This window comes from Streptomyces sp. NPDC028711, from assembly GCF_055565415.1.
On sequence record NZ_JBVHUJ010000012.1, the window covers coordinates 256,951 to 282,951 of the forward strand.

General features: G+C 72.6%; 22 protein-coding genes. 17 read left to right on the top strand and 5 right to left on the bottom strand.

Annotated features, from left to right (window positions below; all coding sequences use genetic code 11):
- The first annotated feature begins 10 nt into the window (after positions 1-10).
- The 6 genes from dxr to ACZ4VK_RS31185 all read left to right on the top strand — a co-directional run bounded on the left by dxr (position 11) and on the right by ACZ4VK_RS31185 (position 7,150).
- Entirely contained in the window at positions 11-1,261 is a 1,251-nt protein-coding gene (gene dxr / locus ACZ4VK_RS31160; RefSeq protein ID WP_468359386.1) for a 1-deoxy-D-xylulose-5-phosphate reductoisomerase, read from the top strand.
- Positions 1,258-2,565 carry a M50 family metallopeptidase gene (locus tag ACZ4VK_RS31165; protein ID WP_468359389.1) on the top strand — a complete coding sequence of 436 codons (1,308 nt, stop codon included), beginning with the start codon at positions 1,258-1,260 and terminating at the stop codon, positions 2,563-2,565. Before dxr ends, ACZ4VK_RS31165 begins: the two co-directional genes overlap by 4 nt.
- Positions 2,566-2,668: 103 nt before the next feature.
- A complete protein-coding gene (gene ispG, locus ACZ4VK_RS31170; RefSeq protein ID WP_468359392.1) occupies positions 2,669-3,826 on the top strand; it encodes a flavodoxin-dependent (E)-4-hydroxy-3-methylbut-2-enyl-diphosphate synthase in 1,158 nt (385 codons plus the stop codon).
- Between the two features lie 128 nt (positions 3,827-3,954).
- Positions 3,955-4,800 (top strand): GNAT family N-acetyltransferase, encoded by an 846-nt coding sequence (locus tag ACZ4VK_RS31175; protein WP_468359395.1) that lies wholly within the window; start codon positions 3,955-3,957, stop codon positions 4,798-4,800.
- A 28-nt stretch (positions 4,801-4,828) separates the two neighbouring features.
- Positions 4,829-5,374 (top strand): GNAT family N-acetyltransferase, encoded by a 546-nt coding sequence (locus ACZ4VK_RS31180; protein ID WP_468359398.1) that lies wholly within the window; start codon positions 4,829-4,831, stop codon positions 5,372-5,374.
- A 72-nt stretch (positions 5,375-5,446) separates the two neighbouring features.
- Positions 5,447-7,150 carry a proline--tRNA ligase gene (locus ACZ4VK_RS31185; RefSeq protein ID WP_468359401.1) on the top strand — a complete coding sequence of 568 codons (1,704 nt, stop codon included), beginning with the start codon at positions 5,447-5,449 and terminating at the stop codon, positions 7,148-7,150.
- A gap of 132 nt (positions 7,151-7,282) precedes the next feature.
- Here the strand turns inward: ACZ4VK_RS31185 and ACZ4VK_RS31190 are convergent, their stop codons facing one another.
- The 4 genes from ACZ4VK_RS31190 to ACZ4VK_RS31205 form a co-directional block, all read right to left on the bottom strand.
- A complete protein-coding gene (locus ACZ4VK_RS31190) occupies positions 7,283-8,215 on the bottom strand; it encodes a slipin family protein (protein ID WP_468359404.1) in 933 nt (310 codons plus the stop codon).
- Positions 8,216-8,283: 68 nt separating this feature from the next.
- Entirely contained in the window at positions 8,284-9,183 is a 900-nt protein-coding gene (locus tag ACZ4VK_RS31195) for an aminoglycoside phosphotransferase family protein (RefSeq protein ID WP_468359407.1), read from the bottom strand.
- Between the two features lie 32 nt (positions 9,184-9,215).
- On the bottom strand, positions 9,216-9,632 hold the full coding sequence (locus ACZ4VK_RS31200; protein WP_468359409.1) for a DUF4439 domain-containing protein: 417 nt from the start codon (positions 9,630-9,632) through the stop codon (positions 9,216-9,218).
- On the bottom strand, positions 9,629-10,177 hold the full coding sequence (locus tag ACZ4VK_RS31205; RefSeq protein ID WP_468359412.1) for a hypothetical protein: 549 nt from the start codon (positions 10,175-10,177) through the stop codon (positions 9,629-9,631). Before ACZ4VK_RS31205 ends, ACZ4VK_RS31200 begins: the two co-directional genes overlap by 4 nt.
- A gap of 167 nt (positions 10,178-10,344) precedes the next feature.
- Between ACZ4VK_RS31205 and rimP the strand changes: the two genes are divergently transcribed.
- From rimP to ACZ4VK_RS31250, 9 genes are all read left to right on the top strand, one after another.
- Positions 10,345-10,851: a ribosome maturation factor RimP gene (gene rimP / locus ACZ4VK_RS31210; RefSeq protein ID WP_468359414.1), complete on the top strand. Its 507-nt coding sequence runs from the start codon at positions 10,345-10,347 to the stop codon at positions 10,849-10,851.
- Between the two features lie 2 nt (positions 10,852-10,853).
- A complete protein-coding gene (nusA, locus tag ACZ4VK_RS31215; protein ID WP_468359416.1) occupies positions 10,854-11,849 on the top strand; it encodes a transcription termination factor NusA in 996 nt (331 codons plus the stop codon).
- 74 nt (positions 11,850-11,923) lie between these two features.
- Entirely contained in the window at positions 11,924-12,205 is a 282-nt protein-coding gene (locus ACZ4VK_RS31220) for a YlxR family protein (protein ID WP_468359419.1), read from the top strand.
- Positions 12,206-12,355: 150 nt separating this feature from the next.
- Positions 12,356-15,463, top strand: a complete 3,108-nt coding sequence (gene infB, locus ACZ4VK_RS31225) for a translation initiation factor IF-2 (RefSeq protein ID WP_468359421.1) — start codon at positions 12,356-12,358, stop codon at positions 15,461-15,463.
- A gap of 148 nt (positions 15,464-15,611) precedes the next feature.
- Entirely contained in the window at positions 15,612-15,905 is a 294-nt protein-coding gene (locus ACZ4VK_RS31230; protein WP_389684098.1) for a DUF503 domain-containing protein, read from the top strand.
- 30 nt (positions 15,906-15,935) lie between these two features.
- Positions 15,936-16,376, top strand: coding sequence for a 30S ribosome-binding factor RbfA (rbfA, locus tag ACZ4VK_RS31235; protein ID WP_403606069.1), 441 nt, complete (start codon positions 15,936-15,938; stop codon positions 16,374-16,376).
- A complete protein-coding gene (gene truB / locus ACZ4VK_RS31240; RefSeq protein ID WP_468359426.1) occupies positions 16,373-17,272 on the top strand; it encodes a tRNA pseudouridine(55) synthase TruB in 900 nt (299 codons plus the stop codon). The genes rbfA and truB overlap by 4 nt, the downstream gene beginning before the upstream one ends.
- A gap of 198 nt (positions 17,273-17,470) precedes the next feature.
- Complete coding sequence (locus tag ACZ4VK_RS31245) at positions 17,471-21,199, top strand: trypsin-like peptidase domain-containing protein (RefSeq protein ID WP_468359429.1); 3,729 nt, start codon at positions 17,471-17,473, stop codon at positions 21,197-21,199.
- A gap of 31 nt (positions 21,200-21,230) precedes the next feature.
- Positions 21,231-22,196 (top strand): bifunctional riboflavin kinase/FAD synthetase, encoded by a 966-nt coding sequence (locus tag ACZ4VK_RS31250; RefSeq protein WP_468359432.1) that lies wholly within the window; start codon positions 21,231-21,233, stop codon positions 22,194-22,196.
- 47 nt (positions 22,197-22,243) lie between these two features.
- Here ACZ4VK_RS31250 and ACZ4VK_RS31255 read toward each other — a convergent pair whose 3' ends face one another.
- Positions 22,244-23,512 (bottom strand): cytochrome P450, encoded by a 1,269-nt coding sequence (locus tag ACZ4VK_RS31255; protein ID WP_468359435.1) that lies wholly within the window; start codon positions 23,510-23,512, stop codon positions 22,244-22,246.
- 189 nt (positions 23,513-23,701) lie between these two features.
- On the opposite strand from ACZ4VK_RS31255, the gene ACZ4VK_RS31260 reads away from it, so the two are divergent.
- Together ACZ4VK_RS31260 and ACZ4VK_RS31265 are read left to right on the top strand one after the other, a co-directional pair.
- Positions 23,702-24,832, top strand: a complete 1,131-nt coding sequence (locus tag ACZ4VK_RS31260; RefSeq protein ID WP_468359438.1) for a type III polyketide synthase — start codon at positions 23,702-23,704, stop codon at positions 24,830-24,832.
- 109 nt (positions 24,833-24,941) lie between these two features.
- Positions 24,942-25,994, top strand: coding sequence for a hypothetical protein (locus ACZ4VK_RS31265; protein ID WP_468359441.1), 1,053 nt, complete (start codon positions 24,942-24,944; stop codon positions 25,992-25,994).
- Positions 25,995-26,001: the final 7 nt, after the last annotated feature.

Sequence of the window (26,001 nt, forward strand, 5' to 3'; positions counted from 1 at the left end):
AATGGGGGGCATGAGCGACCGCCCCTCTCCTCTCGCCGATCCCCATATCGCCTTCGACGTGTCCGAAGGACGCCGGGACATCGTCGTCCTCGGCTCGACCGGGTCGATCGGCACCCAGGCCATCGACCTGGTGCTGCGCAACCCCGACCGCTTCCGGGTCACCGCCCTGGCCGCCTCGGGCGGCCGGGTCGGGCTGCTCGCCGAGCAGGCGCACCGGCTGAAGGTCGCCGCGGTCGCCGTGGCCCGCGAGGAGGTGCTGCCGGAGCTGCGTGACGCGCTGAAGGCGCTGTACGGCTCCGAGCCGCTGCCCGAGCTCCTGGCCGGCCCCGACGCGGCGGCCCAGCTCGCGGCCTCCCCGTGCCACACCGTCCTCAACGGCATCACCGGCTCCATCGGCCTCGCGCCGACCCTCGCCGCCCTGGAAGCCGGCCGTACGCTCGCCCTCGCCAACAAGGAGTCGCTGATCGTCGGCGGCCCGCTGGTGAAGGCGCTCGCCAAGCCCGGCCAGATCATCCCGGTGGACTCGGAGCACGCGGCCCTCTTCCAGGCGCTCGCCGCCGGCACCCGCGCCGACGTCCGCAAGCTGGTCGTCACCGCCTCCGGCGGCCCCTTCCGTGGCCGTACGCGCGAGCAGCTGGCCGATGTGACCCGCGAGGACGCACTCGCCCACCCCACCTGGGCCATGGGCCCGGTGATCACGGTGAACAGCGCGACCCTGGTCAACAAGGGCCTGGAGGTCATCGAGGCGCATCTCCTCTACGACATCCCCTTCGACCGCATCGAGGTCGTCGTCCACCCCCAGTCGTACGTCCACTCGATGGTCGAGTTCACGGACGGTTCCACGCTCGCCCAGGCCACCCCGCCGGACATGCGCGGCCCGATCGCCATCGGCATCGGCTGGCCCGAGCGGGTCCCCGACGCGGCCCCCGCCTTCGACTGGACCAAGGCGTCCACCTGGGAGTTCTTCCCCCTCGACACCGAGGCCTTCCCGTCCGTCGGGCTCGCCCGGCACGTCGGCGGACTCGGCGGCACGGCACCCGCCGTCTTCAACGCGGCGAACGAGGAGTGCGTCGAGGCGTTCCTCGCGGGACGGCTGCCGTTCAACGGAATCATGGATACGGTCACAGCGGTCGTCACCGAGCACGGCGTTCCCGGTACGGGAACCTCGCTCACGGTGTCGGACGTCCTCGAAGCGGAGACCTGGGCGCGCGCCCGGGCCCGAGAGCTCGCAGCGAAGGCAACAGCGGAGGCCCGCGCATGACCGAAATGCTCCTGTACGCCCTGGGCATCGTGCTGTTCGCCCTCGGTCTGCTCGTCTCCATCGCCTGGCACGAGCTCGGCCACCTCTCCACGGCCAAGCTCTTCGGCATCCGCGTCCCGCAGTACATGGTCGGCTTCGGCCCCACGATCTGGTCGAAGAAACGCGGCGAGACCGAGTACGGCATCAAGGCCATCCCGGCCGGCGGCTACATCCGCATGATCGGCATGTTCCCGCCGGGCGACGACGGCCGCATCGAGGCCCGCTCCACCTCGCCCTGGCGCTCGATGATCGAGGACGCCCGCGAGGCCTCGTACGAGGAGCTCAAGCCCGGCGACGAGACCCGGCTCTTCTACACGCGCAAACCGTGGAAGCGCGTGATCGTGATGTTCGCCGGACCGTTCATGAACCTGGTCCTGGCGGCCGCGCTGTTCTTCGGCTCGATGATGACCCTCGGCATCGAGGGCCAGACGACCCAGGTCGCCGGCGTCCAGAAGTGCGTCATCAAGCAGAGCGAGAAGCGCGAGAAGTGCGCGGCGGGCGACCCCGTCTCCCCGGCGTTCCAGGCGGGCCTGAAGGACGGCGACAAGATCGTCGCCTTCAACGGCACCCCGGTGTCCGACTGGGACACGCTCTCGGACCGCATCCGCGACACCATCGGCCCCGCGACGATCACCGTCGAGCGGGCCGGGGAGCGCGTGGACCTGCACCCCACCCTCGTCTCCAACAAGGTGCCCAAGAAGGACGAGGACGGCAAGGTCGTCCAGCCGCTGACCTACATCGACGCCGGTTACCTCGGCTTCGCCTCCAAGACCGAGGTCGCGCCCCTCACCTTCGTCGAGACCACCGACCGGATGAGCGACCTCCTCGAGAACGGCGTCCACTCGGTCATCGCTCTCCCGGGCAAGATCCCCGGCCTCTGGGACGCCACCTTCGGCGACGGCGAACGCGCCGATGACTCCCCTGTCGGCGTCCTCGGCGCCGCCCGCCTCACCGGCGAACTCATGAACGTCGAGGCCCCGCCCGAGCGCATCCTCGTGTACTTCATGAACATCCTGGTGATGTTCAACGTCTCGCTGTTCCTGTTCAACATGCTCCCGCTGCTGCCGCTCGACGGCGGCCACATCGCGGGCGCCCTGTGGGAGTCCGTACGCCGTCACACGGCCCGGCTCTTCAGGCGCCCCGACCCCGGCCCGTTCGACGTGGCCAAGCTGATGCCCGCCGCCTACGTGGTGGCCGGTGTCTTCGTCTGCTTCACCCTGCTCGTCCTCGCCGCCGACATCGTCAACCCGGTGAAACTGACCTAGCTCCCAGGGGGGTCGCACCCGGTGGTGTCCGGCCCCCCGCCCCCAGGGCGGTAACCTCGGAGACCTGAGCCCGCCGACGCACAACCTTGAGGTTGCACAGAAGATGACCGCGATTGCTCTCGGTATCCCGACCGTTCCGACCCGGCTCGCCGAGCGGCGCAAGAGCCGCCAGATCCAGGTCGGCAGCGTCGCCGTCGGCGGTGACGCACCCGTCTCCGTGCAGTCGATGACCACGACCCGCACCTCCGACATCGGCGCGACGCTCCAGCAGATCGCCGAGCTGACCGCCTCCGGCTGCCAGATCGTGCGCGTGGCCTGCCCGACGCAGGACGACGCCGACGCCCTCGCGACGATCGCCCGGAAGTCGCAGATCCCCGTGATCGCCGACATCCACTTCCAGCCGAAGTACGTCTTCGCCGCTATCGACGCCGGCTGCGCGGCCGTCCGCGTCAACCCCGGCAACATCAAGCAGTTCGACGACAAGGTCAAGGAGATCGCCAAGGCGGCCTCCGACGCCCGGACGCCGATCCGGATCGGCGTCAACGCCGGCTCGCTCGACGCCCGGCTCCTGAAGAAGTACGGCAGGGCCACCCCCGAGGCACTCGTCGAGTCCGCCCTCTGGGAGGCCTCCCTCTTCGAGGAGCACGGCTTCCGCGACATCAAGATCTCGGTCAAGCACAACGACCCGGTCATCATGGTCGAGGCCTACCGCCAGCTCGCCGCCCAGTGCGACTACCCGCTGCACCTCGGCGTCACCGAGGCGGGCCCGGCCTTCCAGGGCACCATCAAGTCGGCCGTCGCCTTCGGCGCCCTGCTCTCCCAGGGCATCGGCGACACCATCCGCGTCTCGCTCTCCGCGCCGCCGGCCGAGGAGATCAAGGTCGGCATGCAGATCCTGGAGTCGCTCAACCTGCGCCAGCGGCGCCTGGAGATCGTCTCCTGCCCGTCCTGCGGCCGCGCCCAGGTCGACGTCTACAAGCTCGCGGAGGAGGTCACCGCCGGCCTCGACGGCATGACCGTCCCGCTGCGCGTCGCCGTCATGGGCTGCGTCGTCAACGGCCCCGGCGAGGCCCGCGAGGCCGACCTCGGCGTCGCCTCCGGCAACGGCAAGGGCCAGATCTTCGTGAAGGGCGAGGTCATCAAGACCGTCCCCGAGTCGAAGATCGTCGAGACGCTCATCGAAGAGGCGCTGAAGATCGCCGAGCAGATGGAGAAGGACGGGGTCGCCAGCGGCGAGCCGTCGGTCGCCATCGCAGGCTGAGGGGTACGACCTCCCGCGAAGCCCCGCCGCCCGCTCAGGGTGGCGGGGCTTCGTGCTGCCGGAGGCGTGCTCCCGAACCCTCCGGGTACAGTGCGGGAATCAGCAGAACCGCACGGTGAGGCCCCCTCGTGTTGACACACCCCGCCACCCGGGTCCTCGAACCCGCCGACCTCGGCGCCGCACTCGCCGTCCTGGAGAGCGCCCCCGTCGAGAACGCCTTCGTGGCGGCCCGCGTCCAGGTCGCCGGGCTCGACCCCTGGCGTCTCGGCGGCGAGATGTGGGGCTGGTACAGCGAGGGCAGGCTGCGTTCCCTCTGCTACTCCGGCGCCAACCTGGTGCCCCTCTGCGCCACCCCCGAGGCCGTCCGCGCCTTCGCCGACCGGGCCCGCAGGACCGGCCGCCGCTGCTCCTCGATCGTCGGCCCCGCCGAGCCCACCAGCGAGCTGTGGCGGCTCCTCGAGCCCAGCTGGGGCCCCGCGAGGGACGTCCGCGCCCACCAGCCGCTGATGGTCGCGGAGGAACCCTCCGTCACCGTCGCACCCGACCCGCTGGTCCGCCGCGTCCGCAGGGACGAGATGGACGTGATCATGCCCGCCTGCGTGGCCATGTTCACCGAGGAGGTCGGCATCTCCCCGCTCGCCAACGACGGCGGCCTGCTCTACCAGGCCCGGGTCGCCGAACTCGTCGGCGCCGGCCGCTCCTTCGCCCGCATCGAGGACGGCAAGGTCGTCTTCAAGGCCGAGATCGGCGCCGCGACCCGCCAGGCCTGCCAGATCCAGGGCGTCTGGGTAGCCCCCGAGCACCGCGGCAAGGGCCTCTCGGAGACGGGCATGGCCGCCGTCCTCCAGTACGCCCTGGCGGACATCGCACCCGTCGCGAGCCTGTACGTGAACGACTACAACACCCCCGCGAGGGCCGCGTACCGCCGCGTCGGCTTCCGGGAGACCGGCGCCTTCATGAGCGTGCTGTTCTGAGGCCCCGGCCGCTTGTAGGGTGCGCCGCATGGATGACGCAGAGGTCATGATCGGGCCGGTCAATCTCGCCGCCCGGGTGGACGAGGCCCTCGCCGTGCAGGCGCTCGCCTTCGGCCTGGACGAGGACGAGATCGCCGTACGCCGCCACATCGTGCTGCGCCACCTGCTCAGCCCGGGCGCCCGCGCCTACGGGGCCACCACCCCCGACGGGACGCTCGCCGGATTCGTGTACGGGATGCCCAACGACCGCACCCACTGGTGGTCCACCGTCGTCGAGACGTACCTCCGCGCCACCGGTACCGCCGACTGGCTCGACGACTCCTTCGTCATCACGGAACTGCACGTCCACCCGGCCCACCAGGGGCGCGGCATCGGCCGTGAGCTGATCACCACCATCACCGACACGGCGGACGAGCCGCGCTCGATCCTCTCCGCGATCGACACGGACAGCCCGGCCCGAGGCCTCTACCGCTCCCTCGGCTACACCGACCTCGCACGCCAGGTGCACTTCCCGAGCGCCGCCCGCCCGTACGCCGTGATGGGCGCGCCCCTGCCGCTCAAGCGCCGGAACTGATTTCTCCGACCCGGGGAGGCCCGGCTAACCTCCTAGCCATCACCCTTTGTCCCCGGCAGGAGTACGAGAACCATGGCCAACGCACCGGTCCAGCGCATGTCCCAGTTGATGGCGAAGACGCTGCGCGACGACCCGGCCGACGCCGAGGTCCTGAGTCACAAGCTCCTCGTCCGTGCCGGTTACGTGCGCCGCACCGCCGCCGGCATCTGGAGCTGGCTGCCCCTCGGCAAGAAGGTCCTCTCCAACGTCGAGCGCATCGTCCGTGAGGAGATGGACGCCATCGGCGCGCAGGAGGTCTCCCTCCCCGCGCTGCTGCCGCGCGAGCCGTACGAGGCGACGGGCCGCTGGGACGAGTACGGCGCCGAGCTCTTCCGCCTCCACGACCGCAAGGGCGGCGACTACCTCCTCGGGCCGACCCACGAGGAGATCTTCACCCTCCTGGTCAAGGACCAGTGCTCGTCCTACAAGGACCTGCCGGTCATCCTCTACCAGATCCAGACGAAGTTCCGTGACGAGGCCAGGCCCCGCGCCGGCATCCTGCGCGGCCGCGAGTTCCTGATGAAGGACTCGTACTCCTTCGACACGGAGGACGAGGGCCTCGCCCAGTCCTACGCCCTGCACCGCCAGGCCTACCGGCGCGTCTTCGAGCGCCTCGGCCTCGACTACCGCATCGTCGCCGCCACCGCCGGCGCGATGGGCGGCTCGAAGTCCGAGGAGTTCCTGGCCCCGGCCGAGGCCGGCGAGGACACCTTCGCCGACTGCCCGAAGTGCGACTTCGCCGCGAACACCGAGGCGGTGTACCAGGCGGTGAAGCCGGTCGACGCCACCGAGGTCCCCGCCGCCGAGGAGATCCCGACCCCCGACACCCCCACCATCGAGACACTCGCCGCCTCGCTGGGCGTCCCGGCCTCCGCGACGCTCAAGAACCTCCTGGTGAAGGTCGACGGCGAGATCGTCGCTGTGGGCGTCCCCGGCGACCGCGAGGTCGACATGGGCAAGGTCGAGGAGCACTTCGGCCCGACGGCCACGGTCGAGCTGGTGACGGAGGAGGACTTCGCGCACCGCGACGACCTGGTCCGCGGCTACGTCGGTCCGCAGGGCCTGGAGAAGGTCACGTACCTCGCCGACCCGCGTGTGGCGCCGGGCACGGCGTGGATCACGGGCGCCAACAAGGAGGGCATGCACGCGAAGAACGTCGTCGCGGGCCGTGACTTCGAGGTCTCCGAGTACGTCGACGTCGTCGTCGTCCAGGAGGGCGACCCGTGCCCCAAGTGCGGCACCGGCCTGAAGCTGGACCGCGCCATCGAGATCGGCCACATCTTCCAGCTGGGCCGCAAGTACGCCGACGCCCTCAAGCTCGACGTCCTCGGCCAGAACGGCAAGCCGGTCCGGGTGACCATGGGCTCGTACGGCATCGGCGTCTCGCGCGCGGTGGCGGCGCTGGCCGAGCAGACCGCCGACGAGAAGGGCCTGTGCTGGCCGGCCGAGGTCGCCCCGGCCGACGTCCACGTCGTCGCCGCCGGCAAGGCGCTCCAGACCGAGCTGGCGCTCGAGGTCTCCGACAAGCTGGCCGCGGCCGGGCTCCGTGTCCTGGTCGACGACCGCGCGGGCGTCTCCCCGGGCGTCAAGTTCACCGACTCGGAGCTCATGGGCGTCCCGCAGATCCTGGTGGCGGGCCGCCGCGCGGCGGAGGGCGTCCTGGAACTGAAGGACCGCCGGACGGGCGAGCGCGAGGAAGTGACGGTCGCGGAGGCGATCACCCGCCTGACGGCGTAACACAACGAGCGCGGGGCCCTCATGGCCCCGCGCTGCCGGCGCCGCCCCAGCGGAACAGATGCCCACAACCAGGCGGCAACGAGGCCGGGCCCCGCCCTTGCGGACCAGACGCCCGCAACCACCGCAATCGCGTCAGCCGCCCTCCTCCTCGCGGTGTACCGCAGGTTCCACCGACGTTCCCGTCAGGTCCTCGATCGCGTCCTCCGCGTCCGCCCGCCCCGCCAGATACGCCGCCGACCTCGGCGGCACCGGCGGCGGCATCGCGTGCGGGGGCATCATCTCGGCATGGCCCCCGTGCCCCGCCCCCGGTGTCGCCCGTTCCAGGAACCGGAGCAGCTCGACCGGGATCGGGAGCACCAGCGTCGAGTTCTTCTCGGCCGACACCGCCATCACCGTCTGCAACAGCCGCAGCTGAAGCGCCGCCGGCTGCGCGGACATGACCTCCGCCGCCTCCGACAGCTTCTTCGACGCCTGGAGCTCGGCGTCCGCGTTGATCACCCGGGCCCGCCGCTCCCGGTCCGCCTCCGCCTGCCGGGCCATCGAGCGCTTCATCGTCTCCGGCAGGGACACGTCCTTGATCTCGACCCGGTCGATCTGCACGCCCCAGCCGATGGCGGGGGAGTCCAGCATCAGTTCGAGCCCCTGGTTGAGCTTCTCCCGGTTGGACAGCAGGTCGTCGAGGTCGCTCTTGCCGATGATCGAGCGCAGCGAGGTCTGCGCCATCTGCGAGACGGCGAACTTGTAGTCCTCGACCCGGACGAGCGCCTCGGCCGCGTCGACGACCTTGAAGTAGACGACGGCGTCGACCCGGACCGTCACGTTGTCCCGGGTGATGCCCTCCTGCGCGGGCACGGGCATCGTCACGATCTGCATGTTCACCTTGTGCAGGCGGTCCACCGCGGGAACGATCATCGTGAGGCCGGGCGTGCGCACGTCGTCACGCAGCCGGCCGAAGCGGAAGACCACGCCGCGCTCGTACTGCTTCACCACGCGCATCGCGGCGCCCACGTAGACCGCGATCGCCGCGCCCGCGCCGGCCGCCGCCATCAGCAGCTCTTCGATCATCACGGCCCCCTGGAGTGTCGAGCCGCCGAACGCCGCCAACCGGCGAACGGTACAAAAAGGGTATTCCCCTACAGCCAGCTCGCGAACTCCAGGAGCAGCTCGGCGTCCTGCCGCCGCCCCGCCGTCAGCGCCCGGGTGCCCGACTCGACCGCGCGGAACAGGGTCCAGCCGCGCAGCCTCTCCCGGTCCAGGTCCAGGGAGTCGGCCAGTTTGTTGACCCGGCGCCGGGCCGCCGACGCGCCCGACGAGGCGGCCACCAGGTCCTCGACCCGGTCCCGTACGAGCCGGGCCAGGTCATACGCCCGCTCGCCCACCAGCGGCTCGGGGCCGACGGCGAGCCAGGGCGCCCGGTCCCCGGCCAGGACCTTGCCCTGCCGGAAGTTCCCGTGCAGCAGCACCGTCTCGGAGGCCCCGGCCACCAGCTCCCCGCGCGCCGCGAGCGCCGCCGCCGCCAGGTCCCCGGTCGAACCGTCCCCCAGGTGGGCCTCCATCACCGAGGCCTGCCGGGCGGTCCGCTCGGTCACCGTCTCGAAGCCGTGCTCCGCCGGCGGCTCGACCCACAGCTTGCGGACGGTCCCCGCCGCCTCCAGAAGCGCCTTGGCCTCCGGCAGCGAGCGCAGCGAGACCTCGGGATGCAGCCGTTCGAGGACGAGCGCGCCCTCCCCGGCCTCGTCGAGGAGCTGGACCGCGCCCCAGCCGTTCCAGTGCGCGAGCGCCTCCCGCTCCCGGTCCGGCCGGGCGAAGGGGGGTGCGATCTTGAGCGCGGCCGGAGTGCCGTCGGACCGCCGGACGAGCACGACGAGGCTGCTCCGCCCGCCGGGCGCCATCACCCGCTCGGCGTCGAGGGACGCCCGGTCGAGCACCTGGTCGGCGAGGGCGGGCAGGGTCCCGAGCCACTCGGTGGCGGCGGCGTCCCCGTACGTCTCACCGAGCGCCTTCGTCAGTCGCTGCGGCGGTTCGAAACCCATACGTGCGTTGTTCCTTCGGTCGGGGGCGGGGCTCATGCCCGCTCGGCGAGCCCAGGAAAGGTTACGTCGCTGCCGCGCCAGCGGACGGCCCGTACCGCCGCCTCCCTCAGCGCGGCGGCCGCCTCGCGCCGTCGCGGGCCCTCGGAGGCCCGGACCAGGTCGGAGTACACCCCGGCCACCCGGTCCTCCAGGACGGCCGCGAGACGCGCGGCACCGGCCGCGTCCGCGACCCGGAACGGCAGCCCGTACGCGGCCGCCGCCACCACCGGCGAGCCGCCGAGATCGCGTACGGCCCTGCGCAGGGCGTCCCGGCGCGCCCGGTGCGCCTCGTACGCGGCGGTGGCCTCGGCCCGTCGCTCCGTACCGATCCGGCCGCCGACGACCCCGTACCCGTACACCGCCGCGTGCTCGGCGGCCAGCGCGGCCTGGGTCGCGTCGAGGGCGCTCATGCCCGTGCTCCTTCGGTCAGCAGATAGGCGTGCGCGGCGCCGGCGGCGGCCACGGAGGCGAGCAGCCGGGCGTACTCGGGCGGGGCGGTGAGCAGGGCGGCGGTGTGCGCGTCGGAAGCAGTGCGCTCGGCCGCCGCAAGGTCCGTCAGCGCGGCCCGGGGGTCGGCCGCGACGGGTACGGGCGCCGGGGAGGGCGCGGCCTGAGTCGGCGCGGCGGTCGGGGAGGCCGTCGCGGGCCTCACCGCCGTACCGCCCTCGCCGAGGGCCTTCACGTGCGCCGCCACCGAGAGCCGCAGCGGGGTCAGCCGGGGCGCCAGGGCGGGATGGGCGGCGAGCGCCGCGTCGTACCGTTCGAGGAGGGTCCGGGAGGCGGTCACGGAGCGGAGTCGCAGCGCCGCCTCGGCGCGCGCCACCCGTTCGGCCTCCCTTTCGGCCGCGCTCGGCTTCCGGGGCCCGGGATCCTCCGAGGTGCAGCCCGCGAGGGCCGCCGCGGCGGCGGCCGAGACACCCGCTGTCAGGAGGGCGCGCCTGCCCGTCGTCGTCACGCTCTCTCCCTCAGCCGTGGTATGTCGTCGAAGATCGTCGGATCACCGCAGGCGAGCGTACCCGCGGGCCCCGGGGCGGTGGACGGCAACACCCTCCGGGACCGGATACCCTTTGGTCTGACACGCGACGAACACACAACAGCACACGCGGCCGAGGAGTCACCCGGATGAGCACCACCCAGAGCGACAGGCTGCGCGGACTCGTGGAGCCGCTGGTCCACGCGAAGGGCCTGGATCTGGAAGAGATCGAGGTCTCCCGGGCCGGCCGCCGCGGACTGCTGAGGATCGTCGTCGATGCGGACGAGGGCGTGGAACTGGACGCCTGTGCCGAGCTGAGCCGCGCGATCTCCGAGAAGCTCGACGAGACCGACGCGATGGGCGAGGGCGAGTACGTCCTCGAAGTCAGCTCCCCCGGCGCGGACCGCCCCCTGACGCAGATCCGCCACTACGAGCGGGCCACCGGCCGGCTGGTCAAGCTCCAGCTGAACGCCGACGGTGCCGACGAAGAGCTGGTCGCGCGCATCATCGCCGTGGACGAGGACGGCCTCGACCTCGAAGTGCCGGGCGTGAAGGGGCGCAAGCCCACCGCCCGCCGGGTCGCGTTCGCCGACGTCGTCAAGGCGCGTGTCGAGCTCGAGTTCAACCGCAAGGACAAGAAGGAAGAGGAGGCGTAGCCGTGGACATCGACGTGAAGCTGCTCAAGGGCTTGGCGCATGAGAAGGAGATCTCCTTCGACCTGCTGGTCGAGGCGATCGAGTCGGCCCTCCTCATCGCCTACCACCGCACCCCCGACGCCCGCCGCCACGCGCGCGTGGAGCTGGACCGGGCCACCGGTCACGTGACGGTGTGGGCGAAGGAAGACCCCTCCGATCTGGAGGAGGGCCAGGAGCCCAAGGACTTCGACGACACCCCGTCCGACTTCGGCCGGATCGCGGCGAGCACCGCCCGCCAGGTCATCCAGCAGCGGCTGCGCGACGCCGAGAACGACGTGACGTTCGGCGAGTACGCGCGCCGTGAGGGCGATGTCGTCGCCGGTGTGGTGCAGCAGGGCAAGGACCCGAAGAACGTCCTGGTCCGTCTGGACGACAAGCTGGAGGCCATCCTGCCGGTGCAGGAGCAGGTGCCGGGCGAGGAGTACACGCACGGTCTGCGGCTGCGGACGTACGTCGTCCGGGTGGCGAAGGGTGTCCGCGGTCCGTCCGTCACCCTTTCGCGCACCCACCCCAATCTGGTGAAGAAGCTCTTCGCCCTCGAGGTGCCGGAGATCGCCGACGGCTCGGTCGAGATCTCGGCCATCGCCCGTGAGGCCGGTCACCGTACGAAGATCGCCGTCCGCTCCACCCGTTCGGGCCTGAACCCCAAGGGCGCCTGCATCGGCCCGATGGGCAGCCGTGTCCGTAACGTGATGGCGGAGCTGCTCGGCGAGAAGATCGACATCGTCGACTGGTCGGACGACCCTGCCGAGATGGTGGCGAACGCGCTGTCCCCGGCGCGGGTCTCCCGGGTCGAGATCGTCGACATGGCCGCCCGCTCCGCGCGGGTGACGGTGCCGGACTACCAGCTGTCGCTCGCGATCGGCAAGGAGGGGCAGAACGCCCGTCTCGCCGCGCGCCTCACCGGCTGGCGGATCGACATCCGGCCGGACACGGAGCCGAGCGGCCCCGAGGACTGAGACCGTTTTTGGCCATCAAGTGTTCGATTCTTGCCCCGAACAGGTGAGGTCGGCGCGGGGAGGTAGACTTAATAGTGTCTGGCCGGACGCATGCCTGCGCGTGCCCTGAGCGAACCTGTGTGGGATGCCGGGAGCGAGCGGCCAAGAGCGATCTGCTGCGGATCGTGGTGAACAAGGACGAGTGCGTTCCTGATCATCGCGGTACGCTGCCCGGCCGGGGTGCGTACCTGCACCCCGCCGTGGTCTGTCTCGACCTGGCGGTCCGTCGCCGGGCGTTGCCGAGGGCCTTCAAGGTCCAGGGCCCGCTCGACACCACGGAACTGCGTCACCACGTCGAGCGGTCGGCACCGCAGTGAACAAGAAGTACGGCACGGAAAACCGTGCGGTCAGGTACCTCGCGAGTTGGAAGTAGGTCGAGATTGCGATGAGCACTCGATGAGTACGCGATGAGTACGCCCATGAAGTAGCGACGGTCCGGCGGTAACCGGACCTCACAAAGGAGCAAAGTGGCTAAGGTCCGGGTATACGAACTCGCCAAGGAGTTCGGTGTGGAGAGCAAGGTCGTCATGGCCAAGCTCCAAGAACTCGGTGAATTCGTCCGTTCGGCGTCCTCGACGATCGAGGCGCCGGTCGTGCGCAAGTTGACTGACGCTTTGCAGGGCCCCGGTGGCAACGCCGGCAAGTCCCCTGCCAAGCCCGGCGCGCCCCGCAAGGCGGCGCCCTCCCCCGCGGCGCCGTCTCCGGCCGCCGCAGCACGTCCCGCTGCTCCGAAGCCCGGCGCCCCGGCCCCCAAGCCGGCCCCCGCCGCGCCTGCGGCGCCGGCCCCGGTCACTCCGGCCGCGCCCGCGAGCAGCACCCCCTCTCCGGCTCCGGCCGCCTCGGGCCCCCGCCCGGGCCCGAAGCCCGCGCCCAAGCCGGTCACGCCGGCTCCGGCCGCCCCCGAGTTCACCGCGCCTCCGTCGGCTCCGGCCGCCGGTCAGCGCTCCGGTGGCGCCGCCCAGGGGTCCCGCCCCGCCGGCGAGCGTCCGGCCCGTCCGGGCCAGCAGGCGCCCCGCCCGCAGGGGCAGGGTGCTCCGCGACCGCAGGGTCAGGGCGCTCCCCGTCCGGGCGGTGCCCGTCCGGCCGGTCCGCGTCCCGGCAACAACCCGTTCACCTCGGGTGGCTCCACCGGCATGGCGCGTCCGCAGACGCCCCGTCCCGGTGGCGGCGCTCCTCGTCCCGGCGGCCCCGGTGCCGTTCCGGGCGCCCCGCGTCCGCAGGGTGGCCCCGGCGGCGCACAGCGTTCTGGCGGCCCCGGCGCCGGCGGCGGCGCTCGTCCCACCCCCGGTGGGATGCCTCGTCCGCAGGCTCCCCGTCCGGGCGGCGCGCCCGGCGGTAACCGTCCCAACCCGGGCATGATGCCGCAGCGTCCCGCTGCCGGCCCGCGTCCCGGTCCTGGCGGCGGTGGCCGTGGTCCCGGTGGCCCCGGTGGCCGTCCGAGTGGTCCCGGCGGTGGCGGCGGCGGTCGTCCCGGCTTCGCCGGTCGTCCGGCCGGTCCCGGCGGTGGCGGCGGCGGCTTCGCCGGTCGTCCCGGTGGTCCCGGTGGCGGCGGCGGTCGTCCGGGTGGTCCCGGCGGCGGTGGCGGCGGCTTCGGTGGTCGTCCCGGTGGCTTCGGTGGCCGTCCCGGCGGTCCCGGTGGACGTGGTGGCACGCAGGGCGCCTTCGGTCGCCCCGGCGGTCCCGCGCGTCGTGGTCGCAAGTCGAAGCGTCAGAGGCGCCAGGAGTACGAGGCCATGCAGGCCCCGTCCGTGGGCGGCGTGATGCTTCCCCGCGGTGGCGGCGAGGTCATTCGTCTGTCGCGCGGCGCCTCCCTCACCGACTTCGCCGAGAAGATCGGCGCCAACCCGGCGTCGCTCGTCGCGGTGATGATGAACCTCGGTGAGATGGTCACGGCCACGCAGTCCGTCTCCGACGACACGCTGACGATGCTCGGCGAGGAGATGAACTACACCGTTCAGATCGTCTCGCCGGAGGAAGAGGACCGCGAGCTCCTCGAGTCCTTCGACATCGAGTTCGGCGAGGACGAGGGCGGCGAAGAGGCTCTGGTCTCCCGTCCGCCGGTCGTCACCGTCATGGGTCACGTCGACCACGGTAAGACCCGACTTCTCGACGCGATCCGCAAGACGAACGTCGTCGCGGGCGAGGCCGGTGGCATCACCCAGCACATCGGTGCCTACCAGGTGGGTACCGAGGTCAACGGCGAAGAGCGTCGCATCACCTTCATCGACACCCCGGGTCACGAGGCGTTCACCGCCATGCGTGCCCGTGGTGCGAAGTCGACCGACATCGCGATCCTCGTGGTCGCGGCCAACGACGGCGTCATGCCGCAGACGATCGAGGCGCTCAACCACGCCAAGGCCGCCGGCGTCCCGATCGTCGTCGCGGTCAACAAGATCGACGTCGAGGGTGCCGACCCGACCAAGGTCCGCGGTCAGCTGACCGAGTTCGGTCTGGTGGCCGAGGAGTACGGCGGCGACACGATGTTCGTCGACATCTCCGCCAAGCAGGGTCTGCACATCGACTCCCTGCTCGAGGCCGTCGTCCTCACCGCCGACGCCTCGCTCGACCTGCGGGCCAACCCGAACCAGGACGCGCAGGGCATCGCGATCGAGTCCCACCTCGACCGTGGTCGTGGTGCCGTCTCGACCGTCCTGGTCCAGCGCGGAACGCTGCGCATCGGCGACACCGTGGTGGTCGGCGACGCGTACGGCCGCGTCCGGGCGATGCTCGACGACAAGGGCAACAACGTCGAGGAGGCGACCCCGTCGACTCCCGTCCTGGTGCTCGGTCTGACCAACGTGCCGGGTGCCGGCGACAACCTCCTGGTGGTCGACGAGGACCGTACGGCGCGCCAGATCGCCGAGAAGCGCGCTGCGCGTGAGCGCAACGCCGCCTTCGCCAAGCGCGTCCGCCGGGTGTCCCTCGAGGACCTCGACAAGGTGCTCAAGGCCGGTCTCGTCCAGGAACTCAACCTCATCATCAAGGGCGACGCGTCCGGTGCGGTCGAGGCCCTCGAGGCCTCGCTGCTCCAGCTCGACGTCGGCGAAGAGGTCGACATCCGTGTCCTGCACCGCGGTGTGGGTGCGGTCACCGAGTCGGACATCGACCTGGCCATGGGCTCCGACGCCATCGTCATCGGCTACAACGTCCGTGCGGCCGGCCGTGCCGCGCAGATGGCGGAGCGCGAGGGCGTCGACGTCCGGTACTACTCGGTCATCTACCAGGCGATCGAGGAGATCGAGGCGGCGCTCAAGGGCCTCCTCAAGCCGGAGTACGAAGAGGTCGAGCTCGGTACGGCGGAGATCCGCGAGGTCTTCCGCTCGTCCAAGCTGGGCAACATCGCCGGTGTCCTCATCCGCTCGGGCGAGGTCAAGCGCAACACCAAGGCGCGCCTCATCCGCGACGGCAAGGTTGTCGCCGAGGACCTCACGATCCACGGTCTGCGCCGCTTCAAGGACGACGTCACCGAGATCCGCGAAGGCTTCGAGGGCGGTATCAACCTCGGAAACTTCAACGACATCAAGATCGACGACGTCATCGCGACGTACGAGATGCGCGAGAAGCCGCGCGCCTGATCGCGTCCGATCGCAGCAGTGAGCCGGGGCCGGTCGGCGGAAAGTATTCCGTCGATCGGCCCCGGCCGTTGCGTGTACGGTTTCCGGTGTCCCCGCCGAGTGGTCGGCGGGCACACCGAACCCGAACCGGCGGGACATCCGGACACACATGTATGTGGGGACACTGTCCTTCGATCTGCTCCTCGGCGACGTACGTTCGTTGAAGGAGAAACGTTCCGTGGTCAAGCCGATCGTCGCGGAGCTCCAGCGGAAGTTCGCGGTGAGCGTGGCGGAGGTCAGCGGCCAGAACCTCCATCGGCGGGTCGAGATCGGCGTCGCGATGGTGTCGGGGGAGCCGGGGCACCTCAGCGACGTACTGGACCGGTGCGAGCGGCTCGTCGCCGCCCGCCCCGAGGTGGAGCTGCTGTCGGTGCGCCGCAGGCTCCACACTGATGAAGACTGATTTGAGCAAGGCGAAGAAGGAGAAGGACCAGTGGCCGACAACGCGCGGGCGAAGAAGCTGGCAGACCTCATCCGGGAGGTGGTCGCCGAGAAGCTGCAGCGCGGCATCAAGGACCCCCGCCTGGGTACGCACGTGACCATCACGGACACCCGCGTCACCGGCGACCTGCGGGAGGCCACGGTCTTCTACACGGTCTACGGCGACGACGAGGAGCGGGCCAGCGCCGCCGCCGGCCTGGAGAGCGCCAAGGGCATCCTCCGCTCGGCCGTGGGCCGTGCGGCCGGGACCAAGTTCACCCCGACGCTGGCCTTCGTGGCCGACGCCCTCCCGGAGAACGCCAAGACCATCGAGAACCTCCTCGACAAGGCGCGGGCCATCGACGCCCAGGTGCGGGAGGCGTCCTCGGGCGCCACCTTCGCGGGCGAGGCCGACCCCTACAAGAAGCCGGGCGAGGACGAAGCCGCCGAATGAGCAACGCAGCAAAGACCCCCGACGGCCTTGTCATCGTCGACAAGCCGTCGGGCTTCACCTCGCACGACGTCGTGGCCAAGATGCGCGGGATCGCGAAGACCCGCCGCGTCGGCCACGCCGGCACGCTCGACCCCATGGCCACCGGCGTCCTCGTCCTCGGCGTGGAGCGGGCGACCAAGCTTCTCGGTCACCTCGCGCTGACCGAGAAGGAGTACCTGGGCACCATCCGGCTGGGCCAGACGACGATCACCGACGACGCCGAGGGCGAGATCACGGCGTCGGTCGACGCTTCGAAGGTCACCCGTGAGGGCATCGACGCGGGCGTCGCCGAACTGACCGGCGCGATCATGCAGGTCCCGTCGAAGGTCTCGGCCATCAAGATCGACGGCAAGAGGTCGTACGCGCGGGTGCGCGGCGGCGAGGAGTTCGAGATCCCGGCCCGCCCGGTCACCGTCTCCTCCTTCCAGGTGTACGACGTCCGCGAGGCGACCGCAGAGGACGGCACCCCCGTCGTCGACCTGGTCGTCTCCGTCGTCTGCTCCTCCGGTACGTACATCCGGGCGCTCGCCCGGGACCTCGGCGCCGGGCTCGGCGTGGGCGGGCACCTGACCGCGCTGCGCCGCACCCGGGTCGGCCCGTACAAGCTGGACTCGGCGAAGACGCTCGACCAGCTCCAGGAGGAGCTCACGGTCATGCCGGTCGCCGACGCGGCCACGGCGGCGTTCCCCCGGTGGGACGTCGACGAGAAGCGGGCCAAGCTGCTGCTCAACGGCGTCCGCCTGGAGATGCCGGAGTACCCGGCGGGTCCGGTCGCGGTCTACGGACCCGACGGGACGCTTCTCGCCCTCGTCGAGGACCAGCGGGGCAAGGCCAAGAGCCTCGCCGTCTTCGGCTGATACGGGGTTTCAAGGCTCCCGGTGGGGCGGGCACGCGCGCGTGCCCGCCCCACGTCGTTCCCCCGGGAGAGCCTGTCCGGCGGAACGCCGCGGAATCACCCCATCGGGGAGGCGCTCGGAGTGAACGGGGGAGTGCCAGGGGGCGCGTTCGCCCATGAGCGCCTTCAGGTGATCACCCGCTGACCTACCGTCGACACCATGGGACGCGGGGACCTGGCGACGCTGGTACGGATCTGCGATCTGGCGGGCCGGCCGCGCGGCACCGGATTCCTCGCCGACCACCACGGAACGGTCGTCACCAGCCACGAAGCCGTCGACGGGCTCAGCCGTGTCCTGCTGCACGCCCCCGGCGACCGGAGCTGGCTCGCCGAGGCCGAGGCGGTCACGTCCCTGCCGGAGAGCGGACTCGCCCTCGTACGGACCGAGGGACTCGGCGTCCGCCCGCTGCCGCTCGCGACCCGCACCGAGATCGAACCCGGAACCTACGTACGGATCGCCGCCCACGGCTGGCGCGAGGCGCGCGTACTCGGCCCCGCCGCCGTCACGTACGCCGCGGCCGACCGGTTCCACTCCCTCGCCGACGCCCTCGAACTCGCTATCGGCACCGAGGGCGCCGAGGCCCTCCGCCGCGGCGGAGAGGCCGCAGGCGGCCCCGTCCTCGACACCGCCACCGGCACCGTCCTCGCCGTTCTCGGCACCGCCCTGCACGGCGACCGCGAAGCCGCCGGGTACGCGGTGCCGCTCCGGCCCGAAGGCCCCCTCACCGCCCTGCTCCGGCGCAACGCGGCGACCGTCCCCGCCTACGGACCCGACCTCAACCTCGCCGGAATCCTGGAACTGACCGCCACGTCCGGCGGGCCGGTACGGGAACCCGGCCCCTGGCCCGAGCCCGTCGAACGTCCCGCGTGCGTCCGCGAGTTCGCCCGGTTCACCGCGGGAGACTCGCCCGTCCTCGCGCTCGTCGGCGCCCCCGGCACCGGACGCACCACGGCGCTCGCCGCCCTCTGTGCCCGCCGGGCCCGGGGTGTCGCACCCGCCCCCACCGTCCGGCTGCGCGGCGCCGACCTGCGCGCCGACGACCGCTCGGTCGCCGACGCCGTCGGCCGCGCCCTGCACCAGGCGGGCCGTATCGTCGCGGCCTCCGGTGCACTCGGCGACACCACCGCCGTGACCCCGGAACGGGCCGCGGCCCTCGCCCACGAGGCCGGCCGGCCGCTCCTCGTCGTCCTCGACGGCCCCGAGGAGATGCCCCCGCTCCTCGCCCACCGGCTCGCCGAGTGGACGGCGGCCACCGAGGGCTGGCTCCGCGCCCACCACGTCCACCTCGTCACCGCCTGCCGCCCCGAGCACTGGGAACTGGCCGGCGCCCTCTACACCCCGGACGCACCGCACCGGCCGGCCGGCGGCTCCGGGGGCGGAGCTGCGGGCGGGCCCGGGGGCGCACCTGGGGGCGGGCCCGAGGTCGGACCGCCTCCCGCCCTCGTTCTCGGGCCGTACTCCGCGACGGAGGCGCAGGCTGTACGCGAGGGATACGGCCTCCGGGAGACGGACCTCGCCGAGGCCGACGCCCGGCACCCGCTCGCCCTGCGGCTGCTCGCCGAGGTACGGGCCGCGCTCCCGGCGGACGTACCGGGGCGGCCGGGTCGCGAGGAGATCTTCACCGCCTACCTCGACCTCCTGTGTCTGCGGATCGCCGTCCGGATCGCGGCGGGCTCCCGGCCACTCGTCCGGGGGACGGCCGTACGGCGGCTCGCCGCGCGCGTGACCGGGCAGGTCCACGAGGCGGCCCGGCGGTGCCTCGGGCCGGGGCACGGCGTCCTCGACCGCTCCTCCTTCGAGGAACTCTTCCCCTGGCGGGACGGCTGGGCCTCCGCCGTCCTCACCGAGGGCCTGCTCGTCCCTGCGGGCTCCGGCTACCGGTTCGCCCACGAGGAGCTCGCCGACTGGGTGCAGGCGGCCCACCTGGACCTGGACGCGGCGCTGCACGCGCTGGTCCACAGCCGCCACGGGGGCGCGCCGCCTCCGGAGGGCGCTCCCCGCCCGGGGCACCCGGAGCCGGACACGGGGGCCGGGCTGCGCTCACCGGTGGGGGACCACCTGTCCCTCCCTGGGCCCGGCGCCGACGTCCCCCGGCAGCGCACCGCCGGGGAACCGGCACCGGGGTCCGGCCGGCTGCCCGTTCCACGGCACCGCATCGGCCCCGTACTCCAGGCGATGCTGCGCCTCCACCGCGAACAGGGACCGGCCGCCCTGGCCCCGCACCTCGCGGCCCTCGTCGACTCCCTCGACCGCTTCGCCGACGAGGACACGAGGCCCGGGGATCCGCCCGCGTCCCACCCGTACGCCGGTGCCGTCTGGTGGGCCGCGCGGCTGTTCGGGGAGACCGTGCGGCGGGTGGGGGACCCCCGGCCGTACCTGCCCGTCCTCCGCTCGCTCGCCGACCGGATCGGCGGCAGGACCGGACGCCGTCCGGTCTTCGCCGCCTTCGGCACCGCGTTCTGGCTGGCGCTCCCGCTCGGCGAGGACGAGCGGATCGACCTGCTACGGCGACTCGTGCCGGCGGATCCGCCGCCCGGCCGTGAGACCGGCCACGAGGTCGGCGACGGGGTCGGCCGAGAGCCCGACCGTGGGACCGGCCACGCGACCGGCCACACCGGCCACCAGACCGGACGCGATCGGTTTCTCGACGCCGTCGCGCGGATGCTCGTCGCCGACCCCCGGGGCGTCCAGCCGCTCCTCTGTCGCTGGTTCGGTGACGACCGGCCCCTCCCCGCCGCGCCGCACGCCACCGTCGCCACCGCCGCCCAGGCCCTGCTGCACACCCATCGGGCGCTCGCCGTCGACGACCTGTGCGAGGCGCTCGTCTCCACCGCCCATCCGCTCGCCGAAGGTCTGCTCGCCGCCCTCGCCGAGGACGAGCCCGCCGCCGTCTGCCGGGCCGTCGACCGGTGGGCCCACGACGACGGGCGCCCGGAGCGGCGCGTCGCCGCCGCCGCGTACGGACACCTGGTCGCCGGACACACCACCACCTCCGCCGACCGGGAGCTCCTCCGCTACGCCGCTCTCGCCCTGCTCGCCCGCCCCGGTGACCAGGCCCTCCACGGAGCCGCCCTCGGCCTCCTGATCCGGGACCCGGACAGCCGCGCCCGCCATCTGCCCCGGGCCCTCGCCGAACCCGGGGTGCCGGCGAGCGCCCTCGCCGACGCGCTTCCCACCGACCCCGGACCGGTGCTCGCCGCCCTCGGGGCCCGGCTGCGCGGTGCGGGCGAGGTGCCGGCCGCCGCCCTGCGGGCCCTCGCCGAGGTCGACACGCCCGCCCTCGCCCGCCGGATCGCCGCCCTCGTCCGCGACTACGTCGCCCGCCACCCCGAGGGCGCGGGGCACGTGGCCGACTTCGTCGACCGCCGGTTCGAGGACGGCCCGGCGGCCAGGGCCGTGCTCCACCCGCTGGTCACCGGCTTGATCCGGGGCCGCCCCGCCCCCGTCCGCCGCGCGCTCGCCCCCGTCCTCGCGGCCCCCGGCACCGGCGCCTCCCGCCACCTGCGGGCCGAACTGCTCGACGTACTCCTCGCCCATGAGCGGTACGAGGCAGAGGCGGGGGAGCTGAGCGTCCTGGAGGCCCTCCTGACAGCCGCGGCCGAGGGCTCCGAGTTCCGCAGCGAGCCCCGCACGCGGGAGCTCACCCACCGGGCCGGCACCCTGTGGGCGCGTACCCCCGAGGGCGCCGGGCGGCTCGACCCGGCCCTCGCGGGACTCGCCCGCGCCCGGCCCCACTTCGCCGCGCTGCTCGCCCGCTGGACGGTCGCCTCCCCCGGCGACTGGGTGCCGCTGCTGGGTCCCGAGACCCTCCAGGCGCTGCGGACCCACGGCACTTCCATGCCGATGCGAACCGACGGCCGTGGGCATGGCAGTCTTAGACCTGCGTAATCGGCGAACAGGCGGACGAGGAGCGGTCACAGTGCAGCGCTGGCGTGGCTTGGAGGACATCCCCCAGGACTGGGGGCGCAGTGTTGTCACCATCGGCTCCTACGACGGTGTGCACCGCGGGCACCAGCTGATCATCGGGCGGGCCGTCGAGCGCGCCCGGGAACTCGGCGTCCCCGCCGTCGTGGTCACTTTCGACCCCCACCCCTCCGAGGTCGTGCGGCCCGGCAGCCACCCGCCGCTGCTCGCCCCGCACCACCGGCGCGCCGAGCTGATGGCCGGCCTCGGTGTGGACGCGGTGCTCGTACTGCCGTTCACCGCCGAGTTCTCCCAGCTGTCCCCGGCCGACTTCATCGTCAAGGTGCTCGTCGACAAGCTGCACGCCAAGGCCGTCATCGAGGGCCCCAACTTCCGCTTCGGACACCGGGCCGCCGGAGACGTCGCCTTCCTCACCGAGCTCGGCGCCACCTACGACTACGAGGTCGAGGTCATCGACCTGTTCGTCAGCGGCACGGCGGGCGGCGGCCGGCCCTTCTCCTCCACGCTCACCCGCCGGCTCGTCGCCGAGGGCGACATGGCGGGGGCGGCCGAGATCCTCGGCCGCCCGCACAGGGTCGAGGGCATCGTGGTCCGCGGCGCGCAGCGCGGCCGCGAGCTCGGCTTCCCGACGGCCAACGTCGAGACCCTGCCGCACACGGCGATCCCGGCGGACGGCGTCTACGCGGGCTGGCTGACGGCGGCGGGGGAGCGGATGCCGGCGGCGATCTCGGTCGGCACGAACCCGCAGTTCGACGGCACGGAGCGGACGGTCGAGGCGTACGCGATCGACCGCGAGGGCCTCGACCTGTACGGGCTGCACGTGGCCGTGGACTTCCTGGAGTACGTGCGGGGGATGCTGAAGTTCGACACCCTGGACGATCTGCTCCTGGCGATGGCGGGCGACGTGAAGCGCTGCCGGGAGCTCACGGAGGCGTACGACCGGGAGCACCCGGGGGCCTGAGCCCGGCCGCCGCCCTCCCCGTACCGCTCACCGGATGACGAAACCGCTCACCAGGTGACGAAGAGCTCCTTCGGACCGCGGATCAGCCCCTTCGACTGCCACACCACGTCCTCGGGGCTCCCCGCGAGCCGCAGCTCCGGATAGCGGCGCAGCAGCGTCGAAAGCATCACCTCGGACTCCATGCGGGTGAGCATGGCGCCCATGCAGTGGTGCGGTCCGTGCCCGAAGGAGACGTGCCCGATGCCCTCCCGGTCGAAGTCGAGGGTGTGCGGGTCCTCGAAGGCCTCCGGGTCGCGGTTGGCCGCGAGGTAGGAGGCGTACACCGCCTCACCCGCCCGGATCAGCACCCCGCCGATCTCGACGTCCTCCGTCGCGATCCGCGGGAGCCCGACCCCGTTCCGGTGCGGGATCCACCGCAGCAGCTCGTCCACGGCCTGGGGGAGCAGCTCGGGCTCGGCGCGCAGCCGGTCCGCGAGCTCCGGCCGGGTGAGCAGTACGTAGACCATGTTGGCGCTGTTGTTCCGTACGGCGTGGGCGCCGCTGATCAGGATGGCCATGGCCAGGGAGACGGCCTCGTCGGCGTTGATCCTGCCTTCCGCGAGGGACTCGGCGAGCACCCCCGCCAGATCGTCCTGCGGCTCGGCGAGCCGCCGGTCGAGCAGCCGGGTGACATAGCCGTGGATCTGGGCCTTGGCGGCCCGGCTGCTCTCCGGGCCGGGTCCCGAGGACAGGATGAGGTCGGGCCAGGAGGCCAGCTCCGCCCGGTCCTCCTCGGGGACGCCGAGCAGGTCGCACACCACCGCCATCGGCAGCGGGCCGTGCAGGTGCTTCATCAGGTCGGCGGGCCGGCCGGCCGCCTCCATGGCGTCCAGGAAGCGGTCGGCGCTCGCCTGGGCGAGCGGACGCAGCCGTTTGGTGCTCTGTCCGGTGAACGCCTTGGTCACGGCCTTGCGCAGCTGGGTGTGGTACGGCGGATCGGCGTAGTTGAGGGCCGCCTTCGAGGCCACCATGTGGCCGGTCATCTTGGTGACCTGCCGTTCGAGCAGCGCCGTCCGGCTGAACCGGGGGTCGGAGGTCACCGCGCGCACGTCCTCGTACCGCGTCACCAGCCAGGCCTCGTTCTCCGCGGTGAACGGCAGCCGGATGCGGGCGACGGGCTCCTTGTCGAGGAGTTCGGTGAGCAGCGGGTCGAAGGTGAGGGCGGGGAGGTCGTCGACGGCCCAGGTACGGGCGGGCGGGGGCGGCGGGGGCCCGGCGGTCGTCCGTTCGGAGGGTGTCGCTTCTGACGCTGGTTCGGCGGTCGTCTCGGAGGTCATGTGGTGGCTGTTCCCGGCGGCGGACGGCGGCGATCCGCCGAGCGCCGACAGCCCCCTGAACGGAGCACCCTCCGGAGGTCCCGCCCCTCACCCAGCGTAGGCGTCCGGTGGCGCTCGCGGTTGCGGGGTCGCGATCACCGGGTGAGTGTGGGCGGCAGTTCACGCGAACGAGACGAAGGAGCGAGTGTCGTGGTGACTTTGTGCAAGCCCGCGGTGTCCGTGCCCGAGCACGTGATCACGATGGAGGAGACCCTCGACCTCGCCCGCTCACACCATGCGGGGCATCCTCAACTGGCCCTGGCCCTACGCCTGATCGGCAACACCGGGGTGACCAGGAGACACATCGTCCAGCCCATCGAGGAGACCCTGAAGCATCCAGGCTTCGAGGAACGCAACATCCGCTACGAGGCAGAGGCCAAGGCCCGCGTCCCGGGCGTCGTCCGGGAGGCCCTGGACAACGCGGCGCTGCGCCCGGCGGACATCGACATGATCGTCTACGTCTCGTGCACGGGCTTCATGATGCCGTCCCTGACCGCCTGGATGATCAACACGATGGGCTTCCCCAGCCACACCCGCCAGCTCCCCATCGCGCAGCTCGGCTGCGCCGCCGGCGGAGCGGCGATCAACCGGGCGCACGACTTCTGCACCGCCTACCCCGACGCCAACGTCCTCATCGTGGCCTGCGAGTTCTGCTCGCTCTGCTACCAGCCCACCGACCTCGGCGTCGGCTCGCTGCTCTCCAACGGCCTCTTCGGCGACGCCGTCGCCGCCGCCGTGGTCCGCGGCCGGGGCGGCACCGGGATCGCCCTGGAGCGCAACAGCTCCCACCTCGTGCCCGACACCGAGGACTGGATCGCCTACAGCGTCCGCGCCACCGGCTTCCACTTCCTGCTCGACAAGCGGGTGCCCGGCACGATGGAGCCGCTCGCCCCGGCGCTCCGCGAGGTCGCGGGAGAGCACGGCTGGGACGCCGGGAAGCTGGACTTCTACATCATCCACGCGGGCGGGCCGCGCATCCTCGACGACCTGAGCCGCTTCCTCGAAGTGCCCCCTGAGGCCTTCCGGTTCAGCCGCGCCACGCTCACGGAGTACGGCAACATCGCCAGTGCCGTCGTCCTGGACGCCGTCCGCCGGCTCTTCGAGGAGGGCGGTCAGCCCGAGGGCGCGCGGGGCATCCTCGCCGGCTTCGGCCCCGGGATCACCGCCGAGATGTGCCTCGGGCGGTGGACGAACGCCCCGGTCACCTCCGAGCCGAACCTCGGGACCCGCCGCATCGTGGGCTACTCGCCGCCGCTCCAGCCGTCCCGTACGGCCGCCTGAGCGCCGAGCGCCGACCACCCCGTACGTGCACACGTACGCGTATGAGCCCCGTGACGACCCCGGACGCCGCGTCCGGCGAACCCACGAACCGCCCCAGCAGAGGAGAGCCATGTCCGCCACGCCACCCTCCCCCCGCAGCAGGCGCCCGAAGGCCCTGCGAGGCTCCGCCGCGCTCACCGCGCTGGTCGCCGGAGCGGCCGCCGCCTCGCTCGCCGGCGCACCCGCCCAGGCGTCCGCGCCCCACGCGGTCCGGGTGCCCATGCACCAGTGCTGGGTGAACGGCGTCGCCGCCCCGCCCGGCGAGATCGTCAGCGGCACGAACCGCGACGACAACATCTTCTGCGACAGCGACCTGGAGAACGTCACCGTCTGGGGCGGCGACGGGAACGACATGATCGAGGTGCGCGGCCTGGTCATCGACTCGGCCGTGATGGGCGGCGAGGGCGACGACGTCATCCGCGCCAAGCACCTCGTGCCCCAGAACGCCTCCAGCATGGTCCGGGGCAACCGGGGCAACGACATCATCAAGGTCGCCACCGTCTCGGGCGACGGCGCCGAGCACGGCGCGGTCGTCCACGGCGACGACGGCGACGACAAGATCACCACCGGCTCGGTCACCGGCGCGCCCGGCAAGTTCAACCGGGGCGGCGGCATCGTCACCGGCAACGACGGCGTCGACACCATCAAGGTCGGCACGATCGACTTCTCCGGCCGGGTCCTCGGCGGCAGCGAGGCCGACACCATCGAGGCGGCGGCCCTCGGCCCCGAGTCCGGCGGCATGATCCAGGCCGGACCCGGCGACGACAGCATCAGCGGACCCGGCGGCGCGGTCCTGACCGTCGGCCCGCACTGGGGCTCCGTCGACGCCGGTGTCGGCAAGGACACCTGCACGGTGAAGTCGGTCTCCACCCGTACGTCCATCAGCGCGTGCGAGATCCTGCCGAAGGCGGCACCCGAGGACGGCGCGGCCAAGCCCTCGGGGCCCGGCAAGCCCGGCAAGCCCGAGGGGCCCACGGAAGCCAAGCCCGAGGGGCCCACGGAGGCCAAGCCGGCCGGGCAGGACGGCGTCCCGGCCGAGCCCGCCGAGCCGGGGTACGCCGTCGGCCGGCCCGCACCGGTGGACGCGGCCGCCGAGCCCGCCGAGGAGCCCGGCGTCCGCTGAGCCCGAC

What these genes read in the sequence shown, in the direction of transcription:
- dxr (WP_468359386.1), top strand. Translation starts at nt 11, where the DNA reads ATGAGCGACCGCCCCTCTCCTCTCGCCGATCCCCATATCGCCTTCGAC.
- ACZ4VK_RS31165 (WP_468359389.1), top strand. Translation starts at nt 1,258, where the DNA reads ATGACCGAAATGCTCCTGTACGCCCTGGGCATCGTGCTGTTCGCCCTC.
- ispG (WP_468359392.1), top strand. Translation starts at nt 2,669, where the DNA reads ATGACCGCGATTGCTCTCGGTATCCCGACCGTTCCGACCCGGCTCGCC.
- ACZ4VK_RS31180 (WP_468359398.1), top strand. Translation starts at nt 4,829, where the DNA reads ATGGATGACGCAGAGGTCATGATCGGGCCGGTCAATCTCGCCGCCCGG.
- ACZ4VK_RS31185 (WP_468359401.1), top strand. Translation starts at nt 5,447, where the DNA reads ATGGCCAACGCACCGGTCCAGCGCATGTCCCAGTTGATGGCGAAGACG.
- ACZ4VK_RS31190 (WP_468359404.1), bottom strand. Translation starts at nt 8,215, where the DNA reads ATGATCGAAGAGCTGCTGATGGCGGCGGCCGGCGCGGGCGCGGCGATC.
- ACZ4VK_RS31195 (WP_468359407.1), bottom strand. Translation starts at nt 9,183, where the DNA reads ATGGGTTTCGAACCGCCGCAGCGACTGACGAAGGCGCTCGGTGAGACG.
- ACZ4VK_RS31200 (WP_468359409.1), bottom strand. Translation starts at nt 9,632, where the DNA reads ATGAGCGCCCTCGACGCGACCCAGGCCGCGCTGGCCGCCGAGCACGCG.
- rimP (WP_468359414.1), top strand. Translation starts at nt 10,345, where the DNA reads ATGAGCACCACCCAGAGCGACAGGCTGCGCGGACTCGTGGAGCCGCTG.
- ACZ4VK_RS31230 (WP_389684098.1), top strand. Translation starts at nt 15,612, where the DNA reads ATGTATGTGGGGACACTGTCCTTCGATCTGCTCCTCGGCGACGTACGT.
- truB (WP_468359426.1), top strand. Translation starts at nt 16,373, where the DNA reads ATGAGCAACGCAGCAAAGACCCCCGACGGCCTTGTCATCGTCGACAAG.
- ACZ4VK_RS31245 (WP_468359429.1), top strand. Translation starts at nt 17,471, where the DNA reads ATGGGACGCGGGGACCTGGCGACGCTGGTACGGATCTGCGATCTGGCG.
- ACZ4VK_RS31255 (WP_468359435.1), bottom strand. Translation starts at nt 23,512, where the DNA reads ATGACCTCCGAGACGACCGCCGAACCAGCGTCAGAAGCGACACCCTCC.
- ACZ4VK_RS31265 (WP_468359441.1), top strand. Translation starts at nt 24,942, where the DNA reads ATGTCCGCCACGCCACCCTCCCCCCGCAGCAGGCGCCCGAAGGCCCTG.